Consider the following 24521-nt stretch of genomic DNA (forward strand, 5'->3'; position numbering starts at 1 on the left):
GGTTGTGGGGGTATAGCTCAGCTGGGAGAGCGCTTGCATGGCATGCAAGAGGTCAGCAGTTCGATCCTGCTTATCTCCACCAAGTTTTTCTGCCGGATTAGTTCCAAGGTTTTGACCCTATCGTCTAGAGGCCTAGGACATCACCCTTTCACGGTGAGTACCGGGGTTCGAATCCCCGTAGGGTCGCCAAGTTTGAAGCGCTTGATGCTACGAAAGTAGCTGCAAAGCTTCCTGCCAGGAGTGGTAGTTCAGTTGGTTAGAATACCGGCCTGTCACGCCGGGGGTCGCGGGTTCGAGCCCCGTCCACTCCGCCAGTATTTTTGGGGGTATAGCTCAGCTGGGAGAGCGCTTGCATGGCATGCAAGAGGTCAGCAGTTCGATCCTGCTTATCTCCACCAAAGTTTTCTAGGTTTTGACCCTATCGTCTAGAGGCCTAGGACATCACCCTTTCACGGTGAGTACCGGGGTTCGAATCCCCGTAGGGTCGCCAAGTTATAGCGCTTGGCTTGTAACGCGGTTACAAGTAAAAGCTATCTACCAGGAGTGGTAGTTCAGTTGGTTAGAATACCGGCCTGTCACGCCGGGGGTCGCGGGTTCGAGCCCCGTCCACTCCGCCAAAATACCAAGCCCTGTCAGTTCGCTGGCAGGGCTTTTTGGTTTTTAACGTGGTGGCATACGGATAGCACCATCCAAGCGAATCACCTCGCCATTGAGCATGTCATTGTCCAAAATGTGGCGCACCAATTTGGCGTAATCTTGCGGTGTACCCAAACGGCTAGGAAACGGTACACCGGCGGCCAAGCTGTCTTGCACCGTTTGGGGCATACCAAAAATCATCGGGGTGCCAAAAATGCCGGGGGCAATCGTCATGTTGCGAATGCCATTGCGTGCCAAATCACGGGCAATCGGCAGGGTCATGCCGACAATGCCACCCTTGGAGGCACTGTAAGCCGCTTGGCCCATTTGCCCATCGTAAGCGGCAATGCTGGCGGTAGAAATCAACACACCGCGCTCGCCGGTGCTGGCCGTTGGTTCATTCTGGCACATGGCTTCGGCAGCCAAGCGCAGCATGTTAAAGGTGCCAATCAGGTTGATTTGGATGGTTCTGTTAAACCCGGCCAAGCTGTGTGCGCCTTGTTTGCCCACCATTTTTTCTGCTGGGGCCACGCCCGCACAATTGACCAAGCCCGACAAACGCCCCAGTGCCACCGCTTGCGCCACCACGGCTTGGGCATCGGTTTCTTGGCTCACATCACACTGCACAAAAGTGGCCCCAATTTCTTGCGCCAAGGCTTGGCCTTTGTCGGTTTGCACATCGGCAAGCACCACTTTGCCGCCTTGCTCGGCCAACATGCGCGCCGTGCCTTCACCCAGCCCCGAGGCACCGCCCGTGACGATAAAAACGTTGTTTTCGATTTCCATAGTTTGTCTCCTTGGTTTAACGTTGACGTAAACGTCAATTATGCCTTGCTGCTGTTGCAGCACCTAGGCGACAGGCGCAAAAAAAGCCCGGACGGGCCGGGCTTGTAATCAACGCTACCGCGCACAGCTTCAGGGGAAGCGCACTCGGTCGAGCATTTGCTGCACCTTGGGCAGATTGGCCCCCACCGCGCTGATAGGGATGGTCTCGCTCTTGAAGGGTGCGCCGCCGGTCATGGCCTTGAGTGCTGGGTTTTCTACCTGTAAATTTTTGACAGCAGGCCACTCGTTGTTGCCGTTGGCAAAATAATTTTGCGCCTCTGGGGTGCTGAGATATTCTAAAAATTTAACGGCATTGGCTTGGTTTTTACTGTAGCGCGCTACCGCACCGCCCGCAATATTCAGATGCGTACCCCAAGACTGCTGGTTAGGGAACACTGCGCCCACCTTGTTGGCGATGGTCACGTCTTCGGGCTTGCTAGAACGCATCAAACGGGCCAAATAGTAGCTGTTGGTGACGGCAATATCGCATTCGCCAGCGGCCACGGCCTTGATTTGGTCGGTATCGCCGCCTTTGGGTGAACGCGCCAAATTAGCGACTACGCCCTTGAGCCAGGTTTCGGTGGCTTGCTCGCCCAGATGCTCTACCACTGCACCAAACAGGCTCAGGTTGTAAGGATGCGAACCTGAACGAATGCAGATTTTTCCTTTGTTTTTGGGGTCAGCCAAGTCTTCATAGGTATCCACATCGCTTTTTTGCACCTTGACTTTGTTATAAACAATCAAGCGCGCCCGCGTGGACAGGCCAAACCATGCTGTACCCTCTGCACTGGGCTGGCCGCGCAGGGTGGCCGGAATGCGCTCTTCTAAAGTTTTGGATTGAATCGGCTTGAACAGACCATCAACCTCGCCTTTATAGAGGCGTGCGGCATCGACCAGCAAAATCACATCGGCGGGCGAAGCACTGCCTTCAGCTTTCAAGCGGGCCAAAATACCGGCATCGTCGGCATCAACCCGGTTAATTTTAATGCCGGTGGCTTTGGTAAAACCACTGTACAGCGCTTCGTCGGTGCTGTAATGGCGCGCCGAATACAGATTAACGACCTGCTCGGTAGCTTGGGCCATGCCACTGACCAGCAAGGCAGAGGCAGCCGTGGCCACGGCAGAAAGAATAAATCGCATGGTGCTTGTCGATGAGAGGGAGGATGCCGCATCATATCGAAAACGCGAACTATTCGCAATAACGAGGCAACAAAAAAAACCCGGCTAAGGTGCCGGGCTAAAGGAATCCCTGAACCAACGCTCTAGGGGACCCAAGGAGACAAACAGGGCGCTGGACTTCTTGACCAAGAAGCCTAGCGGAAAGTTTTGCAGCGCTGCTTAGCGCTTGCGTGGAGCGGCCGAAGACTTGGCGGCATCCAAGGCGGATGCGGTGACAGCGTTAAAGTTGGCTTCGGCGGCCTCGGAGGCTTGCTTGACGGCTTTTTGCACCGATTCGAGGGCGTTGGTCGCGGCAGAAACAGCGTTTTTCATGACGGCCACGGCAGGCTCGGAGCCAGCGGGAGCGTTTTTGGCAGCGTTGTCCATCAGGCTAACCAAGTTGAGTTGGGCTTCTGCGGTCTTGGCTTCAAAGGCTTTGCCAAACTCGGCACCAGTGCCCGAGGCAATATCGTAGAGGTGGCGGCTGTAAGCGGCAGCTCTTTCGGCCAAGGGCTGGAACAAACCTGCTTGCAGGGCCAACAGCTCTTGGGCATCTTTGACGCTGAGCAGGGCTTGCGAATGGTTGGCGGCTTCGTTCAAGGCAGCGCGCGAGGCGGTGACGTTGAGTTCGACGATTTTTTCTACGCCTTCGAAGGCTTTGCTGGTCAGGCCAAACAGGGTTTCGAGGTTGGCTTTGTGGGCAGCTACCAGTTGTTCGTTGGTGAGTGACATGAGGGTCTCCAAAATTATGGGGGCCAAAAGGCCCAAAATGCAAAAATTGTTTGCACAGGGCGCACCGAAACGCCTTGTTGCAGTGCAGCAAGGTCAATTGTAGGCAAGCAAGCTGTAAATGCAAGTGCTATTTTGCATGGTGCAAAGCACGGTGATAGCTATTGCCATTGCTGGCATTAGCGCAGCAGGCGTAATTCGCCGGTGGCCAGTAGGCGGTCGCGCACGCGCCGGGTCATGGATTGGGTACTGCCATCGGCGGCGGTAAATAAAAACAAGCTGCCGTGGGGATTGGCCCACGTCAGTTGGGTGCGGACGGTTTGTTGTGGGCGGCGCAGTTCTACCCAAGTGCCTAGGGGGATTTCTGGGCTGCTATTGTTGCTATTGCTGCTATTGCTGCTAGTGGGAGAGGGAGCAGGCGCGGCTGTGTCTGCTGTGCCTGTTTTCAAAGGGGCGCTTTGGGCAGTAGGTGCCGGTGCAGGTGTCGCAGTAACCGGGCTGGCCAGATTGTCATAGCGCGATTCCATTTCGATTTCAATATCCACTGCTTCGGCCACTTCTGCCGTTGAATGGAAGTTCAAATCAATATCTGGGCCGCTGGCTGCTGGTAATGGCGGTGGCGGTGGCGGAGGAGCTTGAATGCTCAGGGTATTTTGATGGATGCTTTTGAGCAGCCGCAGTAATTGTTGGATGTCGGAGGTGGGGTATGCAATATGTTGCAATCCCCGTGTAAGATTTTGTAATAGTTTGGGGATTTCTGGGGCGATTTGTTGTCGCTCTTCGGCGGGCAGTTGGGGGCGCACGCTCCAAAAGAGCAGCGGCACCAGTGCCAAGTAGCCGTGGGGGTCGGTCTCGGTGCTGTGTGCGCTTTGTTCTAGTTGCACCCGTGCAATGACCTGCGCCCAAACGCTGGTGGCAAAGTCCATGATGGGGGCAGGCACTTGGCTGCTGTCGGGCAAGCGGCGGATATTTTGGGCGATGTCGTTGCACAGTGCTTGGTAGCGCTGTTGGGGGTCCACCGTGCGGGCTGTGGGCAGGGGGGCTGGGGCAGGCGTTGGCGCTGGCCTATCCGCAGTGGCAGCAGTAGCGGTAGCGGCGGGCTTGGCGCGCTCGGTTTGTGCTTGCCAAGCTTTGTGCAGGGCTTGCAAAATTTGGCTAAAACTGGCCGCTTGGGGCTGCTCTTGCTGCGACAAGCGTTGCACCACTTGGTTGAGCAGGTGCATAAAGGCATGAAAGCCAGGGCTGGCTTCACTGCTGAAGGCCAAACCGCGCTCGGTAATATCGTCTAACAGGCGGCGGGCGGGGTGGTCGGGGTCGTTAAAAAATTGCGTGTCGTGGATGGCCAACTGGCCAATGGCTGGCTCCATATTGAGCAAGGCTTGCCGAATCGGTGTCAGCAAGCGTGTATCTTGGGCGATGTTGTCCATCATCTGCGCCACGATGTCAGTCGCTTGTGCCGCTGGGTCTGCCACCATGCCGCCGTACATGCTTGCATAGGCGCTGGCATAAGGCAAGGCCCCACTTTGTAGCAGCTGGTGCAAGATGCTGGCGGTCAGGACTTCTTCTTCGGCCTGGGCGGCCTCTTGGGCATAAAAACTCGGGCTGGGGCTGGGGTTCGTCGGCGGCTGTGCTGGCTGTGCTGGCGGCGGTGCTGGCGGTACGGGAGAAAAATGGCTGGCTGCCAAGCCGTAGTTGGCCGGTCTTACGCCTTGCTGGCGCAAATAGGCCACGGCTTGTTGGTAGCTGAGCAACAAACTTGGCCCCAAGACGGGCAGCAGGTGCTGCATACACAGCTGTTGCAAGACGGGCGTGGGGGCGATAGGGGCCAGCACCTGTTGCAAAGCGCGCAGGTAGTTGGCGGGGCGCAGGGGGTTGGTGTCGGCTTGCACATGGTGCAAACCTTGGGCCGCACTGACCAAGGTATTGAGTTCGGACAGCGCGCTATCGGTGGCGTGGCCAAGTTGCTCTTGCGCGCGCAACAACGCTACTTGGGCATCGTGTTCTGTGGCATCGACCAGCGCCAGCTCTTCACTTTGGAAACTGCTGGCATGGGCGGTGGCGGGCGGCGCTAAAAACTGTTGCAACAGGGCCGGGCCATAGGCTTGGCACAAGGCCGGGCCATGTTGTTGCAACAGCGCTAAAACACGGCTGGCGGCTGGGTTGGCCAGCGCTGGGGCTGTCGTTTCAGCCGTTTCAGCTGTGTTCGCGTCTTGTGCCTGTGCGGCTAGGCTTTGGCAGGCCGCAGCCAGCCATTGCGCCAGCAAGCTTGGGCCTTGTTGGGCCGCTTGGGTGACGCAGGTTTGCAAAATAGACTGGGCAGTCATGGTGCAGGAGGCTGGCCGCCAAGGTTGAAGGAATAGAAACGGCGTTACTTGAGGGCTTTGAAACGCATCCGGTGCGGACGTGCGGCCTCTTCGCCCAAACGCTTCTTCTTGTCGGCTTCGTACTCTTGGTAGTTGCCATCAAAAAACACCCACTGGCTATCGCCTTCGGCGGCCAAAATGTGCGTGGCGATACGGTCTAGGAACCAGCGGTCGTGGCTAATCACCAACACGGTACCCGCGTATTCGAGCAACGCATCCTCTAAGGCGCGCAGGGTTTCGATGTCCAAGTCGTTGGATGGCTCGTCCAGCAGCAGTACATTGCCGCCTTGGATGAGCGTTTTGGCCAAGTGCAGACGGCCACGTTCACCGCCCGAGAGCATCCCGACTTTCTTTTGTTGGTCGCCACCGTTGAAGTTAAAGCGGCCACAGTAAGCCCGGCTGGCCATTTGGAACTTGCCAATGTTGATCATGTCCAGACCGCCAGAGACATCTTCCCAAACGGTTTTATCGTCGGACAGCGCATCGCGGTGTTGGTCCACAAAGGCCATTTTGACGGTGGAACCCACCACCACTTCACCGCTATCGGGCTGCTCTTTACCGGCCAGCAGCTTGAACAGGGTGGATTTACCCGCGCCGTTGGGGCCGATGATGCCAACGATAGCGCCAGCAGGCACGTTGAAGCTGAGGTTATCAATCAGCAGGCGGTCGCCAAAGGATTTGCTGACATTGTGGAACTCAAACACCTGATTGCCCAAGCGCTCGGCCACCGGAATGAAAATTTCTTGGGTTTCGTTGCGGCGTTGGTATTCGTAATCACTCAATTCCTCGAAGCGGGCAATACGCGCCTTGCTCTTGGCTTGGCGACCCTTGGCATTTTGGCGTACCCAATCGAGTTCCTTTTTCAGCGCCTTGGCGCGGGCTTCTTCGCCCTTGTTTTCGGCCTCTAGGCGGTTTTGCTTTTGCAGCAGCCAGTCAGAGTAGTTGCCCTTGTAGGGGATACCGTGGCCCCGGTCGAGTTCCAAAATCCACTCGGCAGCGTTGTCCAAAAAGTAGCGGTCGTGGGTAATGGCCACCACGGTGCCCGAGAAGCGTTGCAAAAATTGCTCCAACCAATCCACTGATTCGGCATCCAAGTGGTTGGTAGGCTCATCGAGCAGCAGCATATCGGGCTTGGACAGCAGCAGGCGGCACAGGGCGATGCGGCGTTTTTCACCGCCCGAGAGTACGCCCACTTTGGCATCCCACGGTGGCAAGCGCAGCGCATCGGCGGCGATTTCTAATTGGTGTTCAGAATCGGTGCCAGCGGTGGCGATGATGGCCTCTAGGCGCGCTTGTTCGGCGGCCAAGGCATCAAAATCAGCATCTTCTTCGCCATAGGCGGCATAGACTTCTTCGAGCTTGGCTTTGGCGGCAAAGACTTCGCCCATCGCCTCTTCGACGCTCTCGCGCACCGTGTGTTCGGGGTTGAGTTGTGGCTCTTGCGGCAGATAGCCAATTTTGAGGCCCGCCATCGGCAGGGCTTCGCCTTCGATTTCTTTGTCCACGCCCGCCATGATTTTGAGCAGGGTGGACTTGCCCGAGCCGTTCAGGCCCAGCACACCAATTTTGGCACCGGGGAAGAAGGACAGCGAGATGTCTTTCAAAATTTGCCGTTTGGGCGGCACAATTTTGCTGACACGGTTCATGGAATAGACGTATTGGGCCATCGGGATACTTGTGCAGTCTAAAAAAAGAAAACCCGATTATCGGCCCATGCGACAATAGGCACCGTTGCCCACTCCAGTTGTGGGCAATATCAGCACTTTGCTGGGGACGACGCAAGCCATTGCCGGCTCCCACCCTTGAACCTCATTGGCCTAACACTGGCTCGGCAGCTAATGCGCTGCCACGACAGGTCAATACCCAGCGCCCGGATGGGCGCGTCTGACATCCATGACATTTGACGATTTGAACCTGGCCCCGGCCATTCTGAAGGCCGTACACGAGCAAGGCTACGATACCCCCACGCCCATTCAGGCACAGGCTATTCCTGCCGTGCTGGCGGGGCATGACTTGTTGGCTGGTGCCCAAACCGGCACCGGCAAAACAGCCGCTTTCACGTTACCACTGTTACATCGCCTTTCTCTTTCCAGCGCCCCTAAAAGCAAGTTCGGTAACAAAGGGTTGCGCGCCTTGGTACTTACCCCCACGCGCGAGCTGGCCGCGCAAGTCGAAGAATCGGTGCGCGAGTATGGCAAGTACCTCGATTTGAACTCCACCGTGGTGTTTGGCGGCGTGGGCATGAACCCGCAAATTGACCGCATCAAACGCGGTGTCGATGTGCTGGTGGCCACACCGGGGCGCTTGTTGGATTTACAACAACAGGGTTTTTTGGATTTATCCACCGTAGAAGTGCTGGTACTAGACGAAGCCGACCGCATGTTGGACATGGGCTTCATCTACGACGTGAAGAAAATTTTGGCCCTCGTGCCCAAAGAAAAGCAAAGCCTGCTGTTTTCGGCCACCTTCAGCGATGAAATCCGCGAACTGGCCGGCACGCTGCTCAAAAACCCGCAAAGCATCCAAGTCACGCCGCGCAACACCACCGTGCAGCGCATTGCCCAAGTAATTCACCCGGTAGGTCGGGGCAAGAAAAAGCAAGTGCTGTTGCACATCATCCAGCAACACAACTGGAGCCAAGTGCTGGTGTTTACGCGCACCAAGTTTGGCGCCAACAACGTGGCCGAATTTTTGACCAAAAACGGCGTGCAAGCGATGGCCCTGCATGGCAACAAGAGCCAAAGCGCGCGCACCCAAGCGCTGGAGGGCTTCAAAAGCGGCGCTATCCGCGCCTTGGTGGCCACCGACATTGCCGCCCGTGGCATTGATATTGACGAGCTGCCGCACGTCGTCAACTACGAAATCCCCAACGTGGCCGAAGACTACGTACACCGCATTGGCCGCACGGGCCGCGCTGGCAACAACGGCGAGGCGGTCAGCTTGGTCTGTATGGACGAAGAAGGCTTCATGATGGACATTGAGCGCTTCACCAAGCAAACCATTCCGGTGCAAATGATTGACGGCTTTGGCCCCGAAGAGGGCGAAAAAGCCGAGCCTATCGCGATGGGCCGCCAAACCATTTGGGGCGGCGCAGGCAAACCGCCCAGCCGTGACATCATGCAGGCGGCAGCCAAAGCCGCACGCGGCGAGATGATGGAACGTATGCGCGCCAGCAAGTCCCCCCAAGGAGAACGCGCTGGCGGCGGCAATGGCGCTGGCGGTGGTGCCCCCCGTGGTGGCCATGCCGGTGGTGGTGGTGGGCGTGGCAACGCAACGCGCAATGGGCCAGCGGCAGGGCACCAGCCCAATGCGGGCGGGCGTGGCCCCGCACCGGCCCGTGGGGGCCGTCCAACTGGCAACCGCTTTAACAGCGATGCCCAACCCCCGCGCGAGAACGCCCATTTGGGCACCCACGGTGGCCACAGTATGCCCTCTAGCCGGGGTTCTGGCCCCTCGGGCCAGCCTGACCCGATGCGTACCAGTGTCGATAGCATGTTAGAGCGCGGGCGCCGGGGCGGTGGTTTCCGCAATGGCGGCGGCGGTGGCGGTTATGCTGGCGGCGGTGGCTCGCGTGGTGGCCCACGCAGCGGCGGCGGTACCGGCGGCGGTTCGCGCGGTGGCTCCTTCAACCGCTAAAAAAGCCAAGGAACCCACCAAGGGCGTGCTGCTGGGTTGGCACAACGTGTCATCCAGCAGTAGTAATATCACCACGCCCTTGGTTCGCTCCACTTTGTACAAACAATGACCTTCCTGCGCGCGCAAACTCTGTTGCTGGCCTCTTTGCTGGCGGGGTGTGCCACCACCCCGCTGCCACCGTGGCCCAATCCGTTCAAACCTTCTACGGCCAAAGTGCCGCCCCCGCCCGAGGGCAAGGCAGCAGTGCCACTCGTGGCCTATCCACCGGGGATTTTTCCAGCAACCAGCGCCAGCGCCCCAGAATCAGCGGCACTGGCACTGCATTTTCCCGAACCCAGCCAGCGTTACCTCACGCCGGGTTTAGCCCCACAACGCCAAAGTTTTACCAGCAATGCCGAGCTGACCCAGTGGTTGCAAGATTTAAGCAGTGCTACCTTGCCCGGTGCTACGCGCGCCGCTTTGCTCCATGCAGGCGCTTCGCAGCGCGGCTTGCCCATCCATGCGCTGGTGCTGACCCGCGCTGGCGGCACAGACCCCAACAGCCTCAACACCAGCAAGCGGCCCACAGTGCTGCTTTTGGCGCAACAACATGGCGACGAGCCAGCCAGCAGCGAAGCCCTGTTGGTGCTGGCGCAAGAACTCGCCCACGGCCAACTGGCCCCTTTACTCGACAAAATCAATGTAGTGTTGGTGCCGCGTGCCAACCCCGATGGGGCCGAAGCCGGTAGCCGCCTGACGGCCAACGGCCTGGATTTGAACCACGACCACCTGCTGCTACAAACCCCCGAGGCGCGCGCCTTGGCGGCCTTGGTGCGCGATTTTCGGCCCACCTTGGTACTAGATGCCCACGAATACAACCCCGCTGGTGGCTACCTGACGCAGTTCAACGCTTTGGCTTACAACGATGTGCTGCTGCAATATGCCAATGCCAGCGGCACGCCAGAGTTTTTGAGCAAAGCAGCGCAAGAGTGGTACTACCCCGCCCAAGTCAGTGCCTTGCAGGCCCAAGCACTACGCACCGACTGGTACCACACACCATCGGCGCAGACACCAACGCAGGCACAAGAGGCCCAATTGCTAATGGGCGCAACCACGCCAAACAACAGCCGCAATGCCAACGGCCTGAAACATGCCGTCAGTGGGGTGGTGGTTACGCGCGGCGTTGGCTTGGGTTACACCCATGTACAGCGCCGGGTTCATGCCCAAATCACTGCTATCAGCAGCGCTTTGCGTACCACGGCAGACCAAGCCGCTAAGCTAGAACAGGTGCGCTCGTTTGTGGTGCGCGACAGCATGGCCCAAGCCTGCCGCGATAAGCTCATCCTAGACACCGCCCCGGTGCCAGAACAGCGCGACATCCAACTGCTGGACCCCAGCAGCGCCAGCGTGCGTAGCCAGCGCGTGCTGTGGCAATCCACCTTGCAAGCGCGTAGCGTACAAACGCGCACACGCCCCTGTGGTTATTGGCTGGCCCCTGCCGCCACTGAAGTGGTAGAGCGTCTGCGCCTGATGGGCGTACAGGTGCTGCGTGTGGCCGAGCCAGGCGGTGTCGTGGCCGAAACCTTTAGCGCCGCTACCGATGCAGCACGCCCAGACAAAAATGCAGTCACGTTGCAGCGCAGTGCTTTGGATGTGCCCTCGGGCAGCTATTACATCTCCCTGAGCCAGCCCTTGACCAATTTGGTCTCTGCCGCCCTAGAGCCGGACAGCCCACACAGCTACTTTAGCCACCAACTGATTGGCAGCTTGGCCGATGTAGCACGGGTCATGACCCGGCCTACCTTGGTGTTTGAAGAGGCTGAATAATAACCAGCGCCAACCGCCCCGCCAGCACCTTGGTTCATCCTTGGTGCTGGCGATGAAGCCTTTTTATGCCTGCTGCTTGGCCACGCAATCGGCGTAGTAGCGCACCACGCCATCGGCACCTTCCACCTCCACCAAGCCGTGGATGTCGGTTTCAAAGCCGGGGCAAATTTTGGCAAACTCGCGCGCAAACTTGAGGTAATCGACAATTTTCTTGTTGAACACTTCGCCCGGAATCAACAGCGGAATGCCCGGTGGGTAGGGTGTCACCAAACCGACGGTAATGCGCCCTTCCAGCTCATCAATCGCCACGCGCTCGGTGGTGCGGTGGGCAATGTGGGCATAAGCATCCGAGGGTTTCATAGCTGGCTGCAAGTCGGACAAATACATCTCGGTGGTCAAGCGAGCAATGTCGTACTTGGCGTACATCTCATGCACATGCTGGCACAAATCGCGCAAGCCCATGCGTTCATAGACTTTGTGCTGCTGGCAGAACTCCGGCAGGATGCGCCACATCGGTTGGTTCTTTTCGTAATCGTCCTTGAACTGTTGCAAGGCCGTCAGCATGGTGTTCCAGCGGCCCTTGGTGATGCCGATGGTGAACATAATGAAGAACGAATACAGGCCGGTTTTTTCGACCACCACGCCATGCTCGGCCAAATACTTGGTCACGATACTGGCCGGAATGCCGGTTTTATCAAACTCGCCATCTAAATTGAGGCCGGGTGTCACGATGGTGGACTTGATGGGGTCCAGCATGTTGAAGCCATCGGCCAGCGGGCCAAAGCCGTGCCATTTGCTATCGTTCTTTTTGCCCTTGCCCTTGACATCGCTGCGAATAATCCAGTTTTCGGCGCGGCCAATGCCTTCTTCGACCAGCTTTTCTGGCCCCCAGACTTTGAACCACCAGTCGTCTTTGCCAAACTCGTCTTCAATTTGGCGCATGGCGCGGCGGAAATCCAGCGCTTCTAAAATACTCTCTTCTACCAAAGCGGTGCCGCCGGGCGGCTCCATCATGGCGGCGGCCACATCACAGCTGGCAATGATGCTGTATTGTGGGCTGGTGCTGGTGTGCATCAGATAGGCTTCGTTGAACAAATGCCGGTCCAGCGGGGTGGATTGCGAATCTTGCACCAACACATGGCTGGCTTGGCTGATACCCGCCAGCAGCTTATGGATGGATTGCGTGGCATAGACTACCGAATGCTGGGGCCGGTCGCGTTTTTTGCCCATTGCATGGTAAGTGCCATAAAACGGGTGAAAGGCAGCGTGCGGCAGCCAAGCCTCGTCAAAATGCAGGTTGTCCACATAACCATCAAGCATCTTTTTGATGGTCTCGGTGTTGTAAAGCACACCATCGTAGGTGGATTGCGTCAGCGTGAGGACGCGCGGCTTGACGGTTTTCGCATCTACCCCTTGCAGCAGCGGGTTGGCGCGGATTTTTTCTTGAATGGCCTCGGGTTCAAACTCGCTTTGCGGAATCGGGCCAATAATGCCAAAGTGGTTGCGCGTGGGCTTGAGGAACACCGGAATCGCACCCGTCATGATGATGCTGTGCAGCACCGACTTATGGCAATTGCGGTCCACCACCACCACATCGCCGGGGGCTACGGTGTGGTGCCAAACAATCTTGTTGCTGGTAGATGTACCGTTGGTGACAAAAAAGCAATGGTCGGCATTGAAAATACGCGCGGCATTGCGCTCCGATTCGCCAATCGCGCCATTGTGGTCGAGCAACTGGCCCAACTCTTCCACCGCGTTGCACACGTCAGCGCGCAACATGTTTTCGCCATAAAACTGGTGGTACATCTGGCCCACTGGGCTTTTCAAAAACGCCACGCCACCCGAGTGGCCGGGGCAGTGCCAAGAATAAGAACCGTCTTCGGCGTAATCGAGCAGCGCCTTAAAAAACGGCGGTTGCACGCCCTCTAGGTAGCTTTTGGCCTCGCGGATGATGTGCTTGGCGACAAACTCGGGCGTATCCTCAAACATGTGGATAAAGCCGTGCAACTCGCGCAGGATGTCGTTGGGCAGGTGGCGGCTGGTTTTGGTTTCGCCATGCACGTAAATCGGCACATCGGCATTTTTGCGCCGGACTTCTTCAATAAAGCTACGCAAGCTCAAGACAATGGGGTCTAAGCCCGAACCCAGCGTGAACTCTTCATCGTCAATCGACAAAATAAAAGCACTGGCCCGGCTTTGCTGTTGGGCAAACTGGCTCAAATCGCCATAGCTGGTCACGCCCAGCACTTCAAAACCTTCGGACTCGATGGCTTGGGCCAGCGCCCGGATGCCCAAACCCGAAGTATTCTCCGAACGATAGTCTTCGTCGATGATGATGATAGGAAAACGGAATTTCATGGGCTACCTCTGAATGTAGGGGCTAAGGGGTAAGGGCACAGCGCCCCAAAAAAGCAAACAGGCGCGAAGTGTACGGAATAACTTTGTCCGCGCTATGACGCGCCGTGCTAATGTCCCAGTATCTGCTGTGGTGCAGACTCATCCGAAAGCGAGGTTGTTGTGACAATGGACCATTCCACCCTCTGGTGGCTGCTGGCGGGGGCCATTGTGGTGGCCGAATTACTCACCGGCACTTTTTATTTGCTGATGTTGGCATTGGGTGCAGCGGCTGGCGCGCTGGCCGCCCATGCCGGTTTGGGGCAGGTGGCGCAAATGGTACTGGCGGCGTTGGTGGGCGGGGGGGCCGTGGTGCTGTGCCACTGGTACCGGCGGCGCCGCCCCGGCGATTTATCGCCGCGCGCAGACCGCAGCGTCAACCTCGATATTGGCGAAGTAGTGCATATTGAGGGCTGGAACCCCGATGGCACCGCTTTTGTGCGCTACCGGGGCGCACAATGGACAGCCATCCACCGCCCCGGCACCACCCCACGCACCGGCGCACACCGCGTGGCCGAACTGGTGGGCAGCCGCCTGCTGGTTGACCCCATGTGAGCAGCATTGGCATTTTTTTCTCCCAACCCCGAAAGGCCCATCATGGAAATCGCCCTCATCCTTGTTGTTATTGCCGTGATTTTTATTGCGCGCTCCATCAAAGTGGTGCCCCAGCAAAACGCTTGGGTCAAAGAGCGCCTGGGCAAGTATGCGGGCACGCTCAGCCCTGGCTTGAACTTTTTGGTGCCGTTTGTCGATAAGGTGGCCTACAAACACAGCCTGAAAGAAATCCCACTGGATGTGCCCAGCCAAGTGTGTATCACCCGCGACAACACCCAGCTGCAAGTGGATGGCATTTTGTATTTTCAGGTAACCGACCCGATGCGTGCCAGCTATGGCTCCAGCAACTACATCATGGCCGTGACGCAGTTGGCACAAACCAGCCTGCGTAGCGTGATTGGCAAGCTCGAATTGGACAAAACCTTTGAAGAGCGCGACATCATCAACGCCCAAATTGTGCAAGCGATTGACGAGGCGGCCCTCAACTGGGGTGTGAAGGTGCTGCGCTACGAAATCAAAGATTTGACACCCCCGAAAGAAATTTTGCACGCCATGCAGGCGCAAATCACGGCGGAACGTGAAAAGCGCGCCCTGATTGCCGCCTCCGAGGGGCGGCGCCAAGAGCAAATTAACATCGCCACCGGCGAGCGCGAAGCCTTTATTGCCCGCTCCGAAGGCGAAAAACAAGCTGCCATCAACAAGGCCCAAGGCGAAGCCACTGCCATCATGACGCTGGCCTCGGCCTCGGCGCAAGCCATTGAACGCGTGGCCACCGCCATCCGCCAGCCCGGCGGCGAGCAAGCAGTGCAGCTGAAAGTGGCCGAAAAAGCGGTAGAAGCCTATGGCAAACTGGCCCAAGATGCCACCACCACCCTGATTGTGCCCAGCAACATGAGCGAAGTCTCAACCCTGATTGCCTCGGCCATGAAGATGGTGCAGGTTGAGCGCAAATCTTAAACCTGCTCTAACCCCCCTGTCCTCTGCCTCAGACCATCGCCCGACGAACCACCCCCTGCGACATGAGTACCTCACGGGCTACACCCTCGATGATGTGTACGGACAAACGCCTGCGGTGCTGTCCTCGGGGCAGCATGACGACCGCTTTTATGCGAACTTGTACCAAACCTTGGCCAAGGGGGAAGATTTTCGGGCTACCTTTGTCAACAAGCGGCGCGATGGCTCTATTTTTCATGCCGAGCAAAGCATTTCTCCCATCAGCGACGAAAAAGGCTGTATTACGCACTACATCAGCGTGAGCAAAGACATCACCACACGGGTCAATAAAGAGCAAGCGCTGGTTTATGCCGCCACCCACGACAAACTTACCGGTCTTTACAACCGCCGACACGGCGAAAAGCTGCTCAACGAAGCCTATCTTTACGCCCAAGCCCAGCAGGAACCCCTGAGCTTGCTCGTATGTGACATTGACCACTTCAAGCAAATCAATGACCGTTTTGGTCACCCCGCTGGCGACCGGGCTTTGCACAACGTGGCCACGCACTTGCTGCACGGAGTACGCAGTCGCGACCCGGTCATTCGCTGGGGCGGGGAGGAATTTATCATTGTGCTGAGCCAATGCGCTGCCGCACCTGCCTTTGAGTTGGCCGAACGTCTACGCCATCGCCTCCAAAACTACCGCGATGCAGAAGTGGGTTCATTGACTTTATCCTTAGGTCTGGCCACCCTCAAAACCAACGAAACGCTAGAGCAGCTGATTGCCCGTGCCGATGCAGCGGCCTACCAAGCCAAACACCAAGGGCGCAACCGCACCGTGGTGGCCAGCGGATAATTATTTCTGCCCTGCTACGCAGATGAAGCTCAATTTATCGCCTATAATAATAGGCTACGCGGAGAGGTGGATGAGCGGTTTAAGTCGCACGCCTGGAAAGCGTGTGTGGGCTAATCCCCACCGCGGGTTCGAATCCCGCCCTCTCCGCCATCAGATAGACCAAAGCCAGCCAACTACAGCCAGTTGACTGGCTTTTTCATTGGGCAAGTGGGCATGGTATCGGCCAAAGAAGACCACCTAGCCCCATAGACAGCCACCACGCAACCGGGGAAAAATTCGGGGAACAGATTCACCCCGTACCCCGGTACCGGGGAACACCACCCCGATACCCCCTTTGGAGCTGTCCATGCCACTGACCGACGTTGATTGCAAAAACGCCACTTGCCCACCTGAACGAAAACTCATTCACATGGGCCTAGAGGTCAAGTCTTTGGGCAAGGTAGGCGGCACGGTTAAATGGGCTGTGGGAAGTTGCGACAACGGGGGATATTGTTCACATGAAATCTCCCACAGCTAAACGCAAAGCGTTGTAGCTGGGGTTTCTCGCTTCATCGACCGGTACGCCAAGATGTTGCCATCTGGACGGTTTACCCATGTCTCTACGAGCGTAAGCTAGGTTGCCCCAGCCGGTTTGGAGCATTCCGCCCCTACCTTTTGTTTTCTGACCCTTGCCCGCTTGACTTTCTTCTTTGCTACACCCTCGCCCAAAATGAGAGCTACCCCGCGTTTGACCAGCACCTTGGCGGCGTTGGTGTCGGCGTTGTCGGTGCAATGGCAGCTTTGGCAAACAAACGCGGCTTGAGAGCGCCGGTTGTCTGGGTGAGTGAAACCGCAGTGGCTGCACTCCTGCGAAGAATAGTGTGCGGGCACTTCGATGCACAGTTTGCCTGCGCGCAGGGCTTTGTATTGTGTGTAAGCCTTGATTTGCCCCCAGCCTGAAGCCAGGATGGCACGGTTCAGTCCGGCTTTTTGCTGGACGTTTTTACCCGGCTTCTCGGTATCGCCTTTGGCACTGGTAGCCATGTTTTTGACTTTGAGCGCCTCCAATACATACAGCTTGTAGGCTGGGTCTGCTACCAAGGCATGGCTGGTTTGGTGGCAAAAATCGCGGCGCAGGTCAGTAGCGTATTGCTGGCATTGGGCTACACGCTGCTTGGCTTTTTTCCAGCGTCCTGAACCTTTAACCCGACGCGCTTGGCGGCGTTGCCAGCGCTTTTTGCGCTTTTCTTGCTGGACTAAACGCTTTTTTTCTATTGCCCGAAAATCAAACTGCTGTCCATTGCTGGCCGCCAGTGGAATCTGGACACCTCTGTCCAAGCCTAGCGTGACGCTACTCAGTTCAGAAGTGCTGAAGCTGCGTAGCCATTGGGTGATTTCCTCAACGCTAGGTTCGGCGATGCCGTCGTCATAGTTAAAGGACACATGCCTGTGTCCGGCATGGATGCTCAGGTGGATGGAAGCTGGCAGCGCGTAATCACGGTGCGCTGTAAAAGCCAAGCAGCCCAGGGGATGCTTTTTGGTGCCAAGATGCAGCAGGTGGTGCGTGACTTTTCCGGTCTCATCTTTGATAGGCTCAAAGGAAAACAATTCGCGCGTAAGCCATACCGATTATTTACCATACTTGGCTTGGATAGTGGGGCGGCCAGCCAAACCGGCAAAGAAACGGCTGTAAGCCTGCATCCATTTGGCGGCACCATTGCGTAACAGCTGGCTAGGCACCTCAGATAGCCACGGGGTCAGTTCTGGGTGCTTGAACTGGCTGTATTGTTGGTCTATGGCGGCAAACTGTCCGGTGTGTTGGAGGGACTTGCGGGCAAAGGTGCGAAAATAGCGGTCTTCTTGCACCTTGGCGTTGTAGATAAAACGCTGGCAACCTATCCATTGCAACAGCACTTTTTCTTGTGCTGGAGTGGGGTAACAACGAAAACAGTTGCCAATTTGCATCAGATGATTCTATTCTTTATCCAACAAAAAAGGCACTTTGCAAGTGCCGCTCGCTTGACCCACACCCTGCCTAGCGGCTAGGGTGGGGAATGCGCTCGCAAGGAGTTCAAAGTCCTGAATGTCCTGCAAGTCCTGCTAACAACCCCAAAACCCCCAATTTTGCTGAAAATTTAGGCAAAAACCCCATTCATGCGGACATTGGCGGACATGGCGGACTTCAAACAACACAATATCCCCCGCTACCCAAGCTGGCGATGATGATGTTATCGAGGTGGCGTTTTGATGGCCGCCATTACCTACCCTCTGGGCCATAAGAGTAAAAGCACCCCGGCCCCAAGCGCTACCGAAGTGCTGGCGCAGGCCCAAGCCTTGGGCGTGGTGCTGGCCTTATCCGATGGCGAACTTCGCGCCCGTGGCAACCAAGCTGGCATTGCCAAATTGGCGCAACATATCCGCAACTGCAAGCCTGAATTGGTAGAGCTACTGGCACCGCTTACTGTGGCCCCAGACCCGGCAAAGCCCTTGCCCAAGTTCCACGCGGCCCAGCCGTGGTGCGCCCTAGACCGTGAGTTCCAAGCCCACTATTGGCAGTGCCCGGCGTGCAAGGCTGGTGGGCGAACCCGTGGCCCGCTATGCCCTACCGGCGAACAACTGCAACAGGCAGTTGACAACGCCATGAGTAAGCGCCGATAGCCAGCACCACCACAGAAACCCAGCACTAGCCCGCCTAGAGCGGGTTTTTTTGCGCCAGTTCATACCGGAAGCGGCTGGCATTAAGCAACCGGCCCAAGTGGTGCCACTGTTGGTAAAGGCCGCCTAAGCCGCAAGACCCCCAGCGCCAGCAAAGGCAAGCCAGCCCAAACCGTGCCTTTTCTGGTGCTTTTCCCCCCCCATGCCGCCCAGCCCCTAACCGACGTGGGGATGGTTGCGCGTGGCGTTCCATGTATAGCAAAATGGCTATACGATGAAAACATTGCAGCAACTCAAAAGCCAAATGCTGGCCAGCCCCGAAACCCGTAAGGCATACGACGCTATGGGGGATGAGTTTGGCATGGCCCGTGAACTGATAGCCGCCCGCGCCCGTGCTGGCCTAAGCCAAGCGGACGTGGCCCAGCGCATGGGCACTACCCAAAGTGCAGTAGCCCGGCTAGAGAGTGGCCAGCGCCCACCATCGTTGCGTAGCGTGCAACGCTATGCCCAAGCCATTGGATGCCGTGCTGTGGTGCGATTGGAGTACGCCTAGCCTGTTTGGCCGTGGCCTTTTCTGGTGCATCCCTGCCCAAAACCAACACCCTAGCCCCAAAAAGTTAAACTGTGTACAACCTTTGGAGCAACACCATTCACACTTCTACCCTTCGCACTGTGGGCGGTTCTATCGCCCTGACCATCCCGCAAAAGCTGGCGCGTGCCTTGGGCTTGCACGCTGGCGACACGGTCAACCTAGATGCCGAGCATGGCCGCCTTGTTGTTGCACCAGTGGCCCGCCGTAGCTACACCCTAGAGCAAGTGCTGGCCATGCAAGGGGAGGCACCGCTGGTGATAGATACCGACTGGGACACCATGCCAGCCACAGGCCGGGAGGTAGCACTGTGAGGGCTTTTGAGCGTGGCGACATCGTGGCCCTGACCTTTGACCCCACTTTAGGCCGGGAGCAGCAAGGCCACCGCCCGGCGCTGGTGCTAACCCCACAAGCCTTTAACCGCTTGGGCCTGATAGGCGTATGCCCTATTACCCAAGGCGGACAGGGTGCCCGTGCTGTGGGTATGGCGGTATCGCTTACGGGTGCTGGTGTGCCCTTGCTGCACAGCTACCCGGTATTCGACGGGTTGCCATCCTCTACTTGAGGCGTGCCATTGCTTGCAGGCATTGCCATTGCCTGCCACGCCAGAGCCACCACGCCCGGCTATCTGCACTGGCGCGCCAGTTGGCAAAGGCAGGCCACTTAGATGGCCGTGCCCGTGGTACTGCTAAACTGCCAACCCCATAACCGACAACCATGTTGCATCCATGCCACGCACTCAAAAAAAGCAAGCTATCAAAATCATAGCGCCTAAACATGGGGCAATTGGAATCCCAAACACGGGGAACAAAACCAAAACCGGGGAATAAATCGGGGAATAAATTCGGGTTTTTTGACTGTTTTCATTGGTGAATTGGGTTCCCGCCATGCCATTAAATAGAATCAAGCCCGCCAACTACACCTTGTTAGTTTGCGGGCTTTTTTATGCTTGGCCCCCGGCAGCATGGCTATCGGCTTGGGTGCTAAAAAATCCGGTGTGTCATGCAATAGGTGGCAAAAATGGACGTGCTAGGTACGCCACCAAAGCAAAGGGTGCCATGCACTCTAAGCTCTACCTCCTTGGTGTCTGGCCAAGGCTTCACGCGCAAATTGATGATTTTTGGCTTGAGCGAAGAGCAAATCGCCGATTTTTTCCTGACCTACGGCGTAGGGGCGTTCATTTTGCTGATGTTGTTCATCATTGGGCAATTGGCATGGCAGTCTAAGGCGGGCAAGTTTGGCACCATGATTATGTTTATTGGCTTGGGGCTGGGCATTCTGGGCTTTGTGGCCAAAATCGTGTTGCAATCCATACTAGAGCGCTGAGCAGGCACAGCGCTTACGTTCAGGCGCTAGGCGGGTCTAGCACCCCCAAACCTGCGGCGGTGCCACTGCGTACCGCCCCTTCTAGGGTGGCGGGGTAGGGGCCAGCGATGTAGTCGCCACAAGCCCACAGGCCATTGGCAATTTGGCGTGCTGGCCGCTGCAAACCTGGAGTACAGGCAAAGGTGGCGCGTTTTTCAATCACGGTTTGCACGGGCAGCAGCCCGGCCAAACCCAACTCGCGCTCGGCTTGCGCCAATACTTGTGCTTCTAGGCTGCTGCGGTCGCCTTGGCTGGCACTGGCCACAAAGGCCAATAAGCCCGCCGGGCCGCCCAATTGCCCTCGGTCAAAAACAAACTGTGCTGGCCCATGCAAATGGCTACGCAAAGCCAGCATAGGGGCAGACAACACCGCCCCAGAGGGACGCTCTTCTGGCAGCGGCAACTGGGCATACACGGTGGCAATGGCCTGAAATTGCAGCGCCTGCGCGCTGGCGGCCCAATCACACAGCGGTATCACCATCGGACGCGGCGCGGTCTGGACGCAATGCGACACCAAACGGGCCGCTTCGGTATTGGAGCAGGCCAGCACCACGGCATCAAACGGCGTGCCGTTGATAAGCCAGCGTCCACTCTGCGGCATGGCATTGAGGGTGCGCGCGCGCACACCGGTACGCACGATGGAGCCTTGGCCACGCAACCAACGCGCCGCCGCCTCTGGGAAGACTTCGCCCAAATTAACGCGCGGCAACAACAGATTGGAGCCACCCGGCCCGCTAAATAAACTGTCTTGCAGCACGCGCAAAAACACTTGGCCGCTGGCCTGCGCTGCCGGGGTATTGAGTGCCGCTACACACAGCGGGTCAATAAACTCGTCGATAAGGCGTTGCGGCAAGCTGGCGCACAAATCGGCCACCGTGTCCTGTGCATCACAACGAAAGCGCTTGAGCTGCCACTTGAGCGCCGCGCGCAGCAGCGCCAGCCGCTCTGAGCGTGTCCAGCCGGTGGCACGGGCAATGGCCACCAAGGCATCCCAAGGCGGGGGCAGGCGCGGCCATTGCAGCCCGCTGCCATCGGCAAAACGCAAGGCCAGTGGCAGGCGCAGCAGCGCGACATCCATGTCCACGCCCACATGGCGCATCAGGCGCAGCGATTCGGTATAGGCACCAATCAGAATATGCTGGCCGTTGTCTAGCACCAACGGCGCTGCATCGCTGCCGCCGTGGGCCACAATAGCCCGCGCCCGGCCACCAATGACGCGCGCCGCCTCCAGCACCGTGGCCCGATGTCCGGCCTGCACCACGGCCACCGCAGCCGCCATGCCCGCCCAACCGCCCCCAATAATGGCAATTTTTTTCACATCCGCCCCAAGGCTTGGACTTTCCAAGCCAGCCAAAATTTACGCAGTGGTGTCAGGCTGATGCGCTGGTGCAGCACCTGAAAGTTTTCGTCTTCAATTTCGCGCAGCAGAGTGCGGTAGATGCTGGCCATCATCAGGCCGGGCTTTTGCGCGCGCCGGTCTGCGGCGGGCAACAGGGCCAAGGCTTCGTCATAGAGGCGATGCGCCCGTTCGGCCTGGAAGCGCATCAGTGCGGTAAAGCGTTCAGAATATTCGCGCTTGATGATTTCGTGCGCTTTGACATCAAATTGCTGCATATCATTGACTGGCAGATAAATGCGCCCGCGCAGGGCATCCTCGCCCACATCGCGCAAAATGTTGGTCAATTGCAACGCTTGGCCCAAACGATGGGCATATTGCGTGGTAGCTGGGTCGGTTTGGCCAAAAATTTGTGCCGCCACTTCGCCCACAATACCCGCTACCAAATGGCAATAGCGCTGCAAGCCCGCATAGTCTAAATAACGGGTTTGGTCTAAATCCATCAGGCAGCCCTCAATCACGGCTTGCAAATGGCGCTGCTCCATCTGATAACTGGCCGCGTGGGGCATCAGGGCCTGCATCACGGGGTGGCTGGGCTGGCCTTGAAAGGCGCGCTGCACCTCGGCTTGCCACCACACCAGCTTGTTGCGCGCCACAGCGGGGTCAGAGACCTCATCGACCACATCATCGACTTCGCGACAAAAGGCATAAAACGCGGTAATGGCTGCCCGCCGTGCTGGGGGCAGGAACAGAAAAGCGTAATAGAAACTGCTGCCCGAAGCGGCAGCTTTTTGTTGGACGTACTGTTCCGGATTCATGGGTGGGGATTGTCCCATGATGCGCGTTAGCTGGGATAGGCGCTATCGGGCGCTATCATCGCTGTCCGCTGAGCTTGTTTGTGCCGCCTTGTACCGTTTCCTCTTTTTTGTCGCTCCATGTTCAATAACCTGCGTATCACCCAGCGCTTTATTCTCATTTTGTTTGCTTACTGGATTTCATTTTCGGCAGTAGTTGGTGTCAGCTTGCTGGGTTTGATGTCGGCGCGCGATAGCCTGCGCCTGATTCATGACCAAGCCATGCAGCGCGCCCTGCTGGCCGAAGAGTCGATGAATGCCACGGTGCAAAACCGCTTGCAGGTGTTGTTGGCGTTCCAACATGCGCCCGATAACCCCTTGGCAGCGGTGCATGACCATCCTACCAACATCCACTTGGATGCCATTGCCGACACACGCGTCAAGGCCAATGCCACCAACAAGGCGATGGAAGAGAACATTACCGACCCCGAAGAGCGCAAACTGTACGACAGCACCAAACCGATTCGTGCGGCGTGGCGTACCAAATTGGATGAAACAACCAGCGCTATTCGCAGTGGCAACTACAGCGCCGAAGTATTAGAGCGTTTTTTAGCGGCCAGCCGCACCGAGGGCGAGGCCGTAGTGCAGTCAATGGGGGCCTTCCGCGATTACCAAGTCAACAAAGGCAAGCAAGCCTACCAAGAGGCACAAGAACACTATGAGCGGGCTTTATGGGTGTTTGGCCTGACCACTGCGCTGGGGGGCATTCCGGCAACATTTTTGGCCCTGACCCTGCTAGGGCGTATGCGTTCAGGCTTTAGCATGGCGATTGATACCGCCCACGAAATTGCAGGCAACAATTTATCGCGCCCCGTGCCCCATGCGGGCCATGATGAAATTGGCACCCTGCTGGGCCAAATGGAGACCATGCGTAGCAACCTACACCACATCATCAGCCAAGTGCGCCAAGGGGCCAATGCCATTGCCGGTTCGGCCTCCGAGGTGGCCACGGGCACGCACGATTTATCCGAGCGCACCGAATCGCAAGCCAGCTCCTTGCAACAAACCGCCTCGGCCACCGAGCAGCTTTCGGGCACGGTGCAACACAATGCCGACAATGCCAGCCAAGCCAATCAATTGGCCTCTGCGGCCACAGGCATCGCGCAACGTGGCGGCACCGTGGTAGCGCAGGTGGTCGATACGATGGAGGCCATCAATTCCTCATCGCGCAAAATTGTGGACATCATTGGCGTGATTGATGGCATCGCTTTTCAGACCAATATTTTGGCGCTCAATGCCGCCGTAGAAGCCGCCCGCGCGGGCGAGCAAGGCCGGGGCTTTGCTGTGGTGGCCGCCGAAGTACGTAATTTGGCCGGACGCAGCGCCCAAGCCGCCAAAGAGGTGCGCGCTCTGATTACCGATTCGGTGGACAAGGTGGGCGTGGGCAGCAGCCAAGTGTCGCAAGCCGGGGCCACCATGCAAGAAATCGTCGCGGGCATCCAGCGCGTATCCGACATCGTGGGCGAAATCGCCTCGGCCAGTGTGCAACAGTCGTCAGGTTTGGCGCAAATTAACCAAGCGGTAGCGCAACTCGATGGCGTAACCCAGCAAAATGCTGCTTTGGTCGAGCAAACTTCGGCTGCTTCTAGTGCTTTGCAAGAGCAGGCGCACCAATTGGCCACGCTGGCGGCTTCGTTTACCCTGGAGTCGGGCAGCAGCAGCCACAGTGCCAGGCCAATGCCATCGCCGGTAGCCCCACGAGCCTCTGTGGCTTTATTGGGGCGCTAATGTCTTGCCAAGTTGGCAAAAATCATGAAGCAGCTCTAGCGCCGCTGCCGTCTGGGACGGGGTGCGAGCGGGCTGCGGTCGTGCAGATTATTCATCTTAGCTGCTCATTTTGGGCCATGTGCTG

At 57.6% G+C, this 24521-nt stretch carries 20 protein-coding genes, 7 tRNA genes and 1 pseudogene; 18 read left to right on the plus strand and 10 right to left on the minus strand.

The annotated features are described in order from the left end of the window. The first annotated feature begins 6 nt into the window (after positions 1 to 6). From PHX60_RS07810 to PHX60_RS07835, 6 genes are all read left to right on the plus strand, one after another. Positions 7 to 82, plus strand: a tRNA-Ala gene (locus PHX60_RS07810). 31 nt (positions 83 to 113) lie between these two features. Beyond that, positions 114 to 189 (plus strand) — tRNA-Glu (locus PHX60_RS07815). 48 nt (positions 190 to 237) lie between these two features. Then, positions 238 to 314, plus strand: a tRNA-Asp gene (locus PHX60_RS07820). An 8-nt stretch (positions 315 to 322) separates the two neighbouring features. Further along, positions 323 to 398, plus strand: a tRNA-Ala gene (locus tag PHX60_RS07825). Between the two features lie 16 nt (positions 399 to 414). Further along, positions 415 to 490, plus strand: a tRNA-Glu gene (locus PHX60_RS07830). 50 nt (positions 491 to 540) lie between these two features. Further along, a tRNA-Asp gene (locus PHX60_RS07835) sits at positions 541 to 617 on the plus strand. Positions 618 to 660: 43 nt separating this feature from the next. Here PHX60_RS07835 and PHX60_RS07840 read toward each other — a convergent pair. The 5 genes from PHX60_RS07840 to ettA form a co-directional block, all read right to left on the minus strand. Beyond that, positions 661 to 1422, minus strand: coding sequence for a 3-hydroxyacyl-CoA dehydrogenase (locus PHX60_RS07840; protein WP_300076469.1), 762 nt, complete (start codon positions 1420 to 1422; stop codon positions 661 to 663). A 129-nt stretch (positions 1423 to 1551) separates the two neighbouring features. Further along, positions 1552 to 2601, minus strand: coding sequence for an extracellular solute-binding protein (locus PHX60_RS07845; RefSeq protein ID WP_300076471.1), 1050 nt, complete (start codon positions 2599 to 2601; stop codon positions 1552 to 1554). 198 nt (positions 2602 to 2799) lie between these two features. Then, entirely contained in the window at positions 2800 to 3351 is a 552-nt protein-coding gene (locus PHX60_RS07850) for a phasin family protein (protein WP_300076473.1), read from the minus strand. Between the two features lie 176 nt (positions 3352 to 3527). After that, a complete protein-coding gene (locus tag PHX60_RS07855) occupies positions 3528 to 5672 on the minus strand; it encodes a DUF1631 family protein (protein WP_300076475.1) in 2145 nt (714 codons plus the stop codon). A 44-nt stretch (positions 5673 to 5716) separates the two neighbouring features. Next, entirely contained in the window at positions 5717 to 7378 is a 1662-nt protein-coding gene (gene ettA, locus PHX60_RS07860) for an energy-dependent translational throttle protein EttA (protein ID WP_300076477.1), read from the minus strand. 226 nt (positions 7379 to 7604) lie between these two features. Between ettA and PHX60_RS07865 the strand changes: the two genes are divergently transcribed. Together PHX60_RS07865 and PHX60_RS07870 are read left to right on the plus strand one after the other, a co-directional pair. Continuing rightward, positions 7605 to 9347: a DEAD/DEAH box helicase gene (locus PHX60_RS07865; RefSeq protein ID WP_300076479.1), complete on the plus strand. Its 1743-nt coding sequence runs from the start codon at positions 7605 to 7607 to the stop codon at positions 9345 to 9347. Between the two features lie 105 nt (positions 9348 to 9452). After that, positions 9453 to 11153 carry a M14 family zinc carboxypeptidase gene (locus PHX60_RS07870; RefSeq protein WP_300076481.1) on the plus strand — a complete coding sequence of 567 codons (1701 nt, stop codon included), beginning with the start codon at positions 9453 to 9455 and terminating at the stop codon, positions 11151 to 11153. Between the two features lie 63 nt (positions 11154 to 11216). Here PHX60_RS07870 and PHX60_RS07875 read toward each other — a convergent pair whose 3' ends face one another. Continuing rightward, positions 11217 to 13511 carry an arginine/lysine/ornithine decarboxylase gene (locus tag PHX60_RS07875; protein WP_300076483.1) on the minus strand — a complete coding sequence of 765 codons (2295 nt, stop codon included), beginning with the start codon at positions 13509 to 13511 and terminating at the stop codon, positions 11217 to 11219. Between the two features lie 165 nt (positions 13512 to 13676). Between PHX60_RS07875 and PHX60_RS07880 the strand changes: the two genes are divergently transcribed. The 4 genes from PHX60_RS07880 (at position 13677) to PHX60_RS07895 (ending at position 16041) form a co-directional block, all read left to right on the plus strand. After that, entirely contained in the window at positions 13677 to 14102 is a 426-nt protein-coding gene (locus PHX60_RS07880) for an NfeD family protein (protein ID WP_300076485.1), read from the plus strand. Between the two features lie 42 nt (positions 14103 to 14144). Continuing rightward, the gene (locus PHX60_RS07885) at positions 14145 to 15059 is read left to right on the plus strand and encodes a stomatin-like protein (RefSeq protein WP_300076487.1); all 915 of its coding nucleotides are present in this window, start codon (positions 14145 to 14147) and stop codon (positions 15057 to 15059) included. Further along, the gene (locus PHX60_RS07890) at positions 15043 to 15891 is read left to right on the plus strand and encodes a sensor domain-containing diguanylate cyclase (protein WP_300076489.1); all 849 of its coding nucleotides are present in this window, start codon (positions 15043 to 15045) and stop codon (positions 15889 to 15891) included. The genes PHX60_RS07885 and PHX60_RS07890 overlap by 17 nt, the downstream gene beginning before the upstream one ends. A 60-nt stretch (positions 15892 to 15951) precedes the next feature. Beyond that, a tRNA-Ser gene (locus PHX60_RS07895) sits at positions 15952 to 16041 on the plus strand. A gap of 462 nt (positions 16042 to 16503) precedes the next feature. Here the strand turns inward: PHX60_RS07895 and PHX60_RS07900 are convergent. Both PHX60_RS07900 and PHX60_RS07905 read right to left on the minus strand, forming a co-directional pair. Beyond that, on the minus strand, positions 16504 to 17478 hold the full coding sequence (locus tag PHX60_RS07900; RefSeq protein WP_300076491.1) for a transposase: 975 nt from the start codon (positions 17476 to 17478) through the stop codon (positions 16504 to 16506). 21 nt (positions 17479 to 17499) lie between these two features. After that, positions 17500 to 17835: a helix-turn-helix domain-containing protein gene (locus tag PHX60_RS07905; protein ID WP_300076493.1), complete on the minus strand. Its 336-nt coding sequence runs from the start codon at positions 17833 to 17835 to the stop codon at positions 17500 to 17502. A 282-nt stretch (positions 17836 to 18117) separates the two neighbouring features. Between PHX60_RS07905 and PHX60_RS07910 the strand changes: the two genes are divergently transcribed. From PHX60_RS07910 to PHX60_RS07930, 5 genes and pseudogenes are all read left to right on the plus strand, one after another. Further along, on the plus strand, positions 18118 to 18528 hold the full coding sequence (locus PHX60_RS07910) for a hypothetical protein (RefSeq protein WP_300076494.1): 411 nt from the start codon (positions 18118 to 18120) through the stop codon (positions 18526 to 18528). A 271-nt stretch (positions 18529 to 18799) separates the two neighbouring features. Next, positions 18800 to 19078, plus strand: a complete 279-nt coding sequence (locus PHX60_RS07915) for a helix-turn-helix transcriptional regulator (protein ID WP_300076496.1) — start codon at positions 18800 to 18802, stop codon at positions 19076 to 19078. Between the two features lie 71 nt (positions 19079 to 19149). Continuing rightward, complete coding sequence (locus PHX60_RS07920; RefSeq protein WP_300076498.1) at positions 19150 to 19428, plus strand: AbrB/MazE/SpoVT family DNA-binding domain-containing protein; 279 nt, start codon at positions 19150 to 19152, stop codon at positions 19426 to 19428. Beyond that, positions 19425 to 19625 (plus strand): annotated as a pseudogene (locus PHX60_RS07925) (type II toxin-antitoxin system PemK/MazF family toxin); the annotation flags it as partial. The gene PHX60_RS07920 and the pseudogene PHX60_RS07925, both read left to right, overlap by 4 nt. Positions 19626 to 20227: 602 nt before the next feature. After that, positions 20228 to 20440 (plus strand): DUF2788 domain-containing protein, encoded by a 213-nt coding sequence (locus PHX60_RS07930; RefSeq protein WP_300076537.1) that lies wholly within the window; start codon positions 20228 to 20230, stop codon positions 20438 to 20440. Positions 20441 to 20459: 19 nt separating this feature from the next. Here PHX60_RS07930 and hpnE read toward each other — a convergent pair whose 3' ends face one another. Both hpnE and hpnD read right to left on the minus strand, forming a co-directional pair. Beyond that, positions 20460 to 21797, minus strand: a complete 1338-nt coding sequence (gene hpnE / locus PHX60_RS07935) for a hydroxysqualene dehydroxylase HpnE (RefSeq protein WP_300076500.1) — start codon at positions 21795 to 21797, stop codon at positions 20460 to 20462. After that, the gene (gene hpnD / locus PHX60_RS07940; RefSeq protein WP_300076502.1) at positions 21794 to 22633 is read right to left on the minus strand and encodes a presqualene diphosphate synthase HpnD; all 840 of its coding nucleotides are present in this window, start codon (positions 22631 to 22633) and stop codon (positions 21794 to 21796) included. The genes hpnE and hpnD overlap by 4 nt, the downstream gene beginning before the upstream one ends. A gap of 117 nt (positions 22634 to 22750) precedes the next feature. Here hpnD and PHX60_RS07945 point away from each other — a divergent pair, with 117 nt between their 5' ends. Further along, positions 22751 to 24397 carry a methyl-accepting chemotaxis protein gene (locus PHX60_RS07945; protein WP_300076504.1) on the plus strand — a complete coding sequence of 549 codons (1647 nt, stop codon included), beginning with the start codon at positions 22751 to 22753 and terminating at the stop codon, positions 24395 to 24397. Positions 24398 to 24521: the final 124 nt, after the last annotated feature.

It is taken from the genome of Giesbergeria sp., assembly GCF_028686475.1.
Lineage (GTDB): Bacteria > Pseudomonadota > Gammaproteobacteria > Burkholderiales > Burkholderiaceae_C > Simplicispira.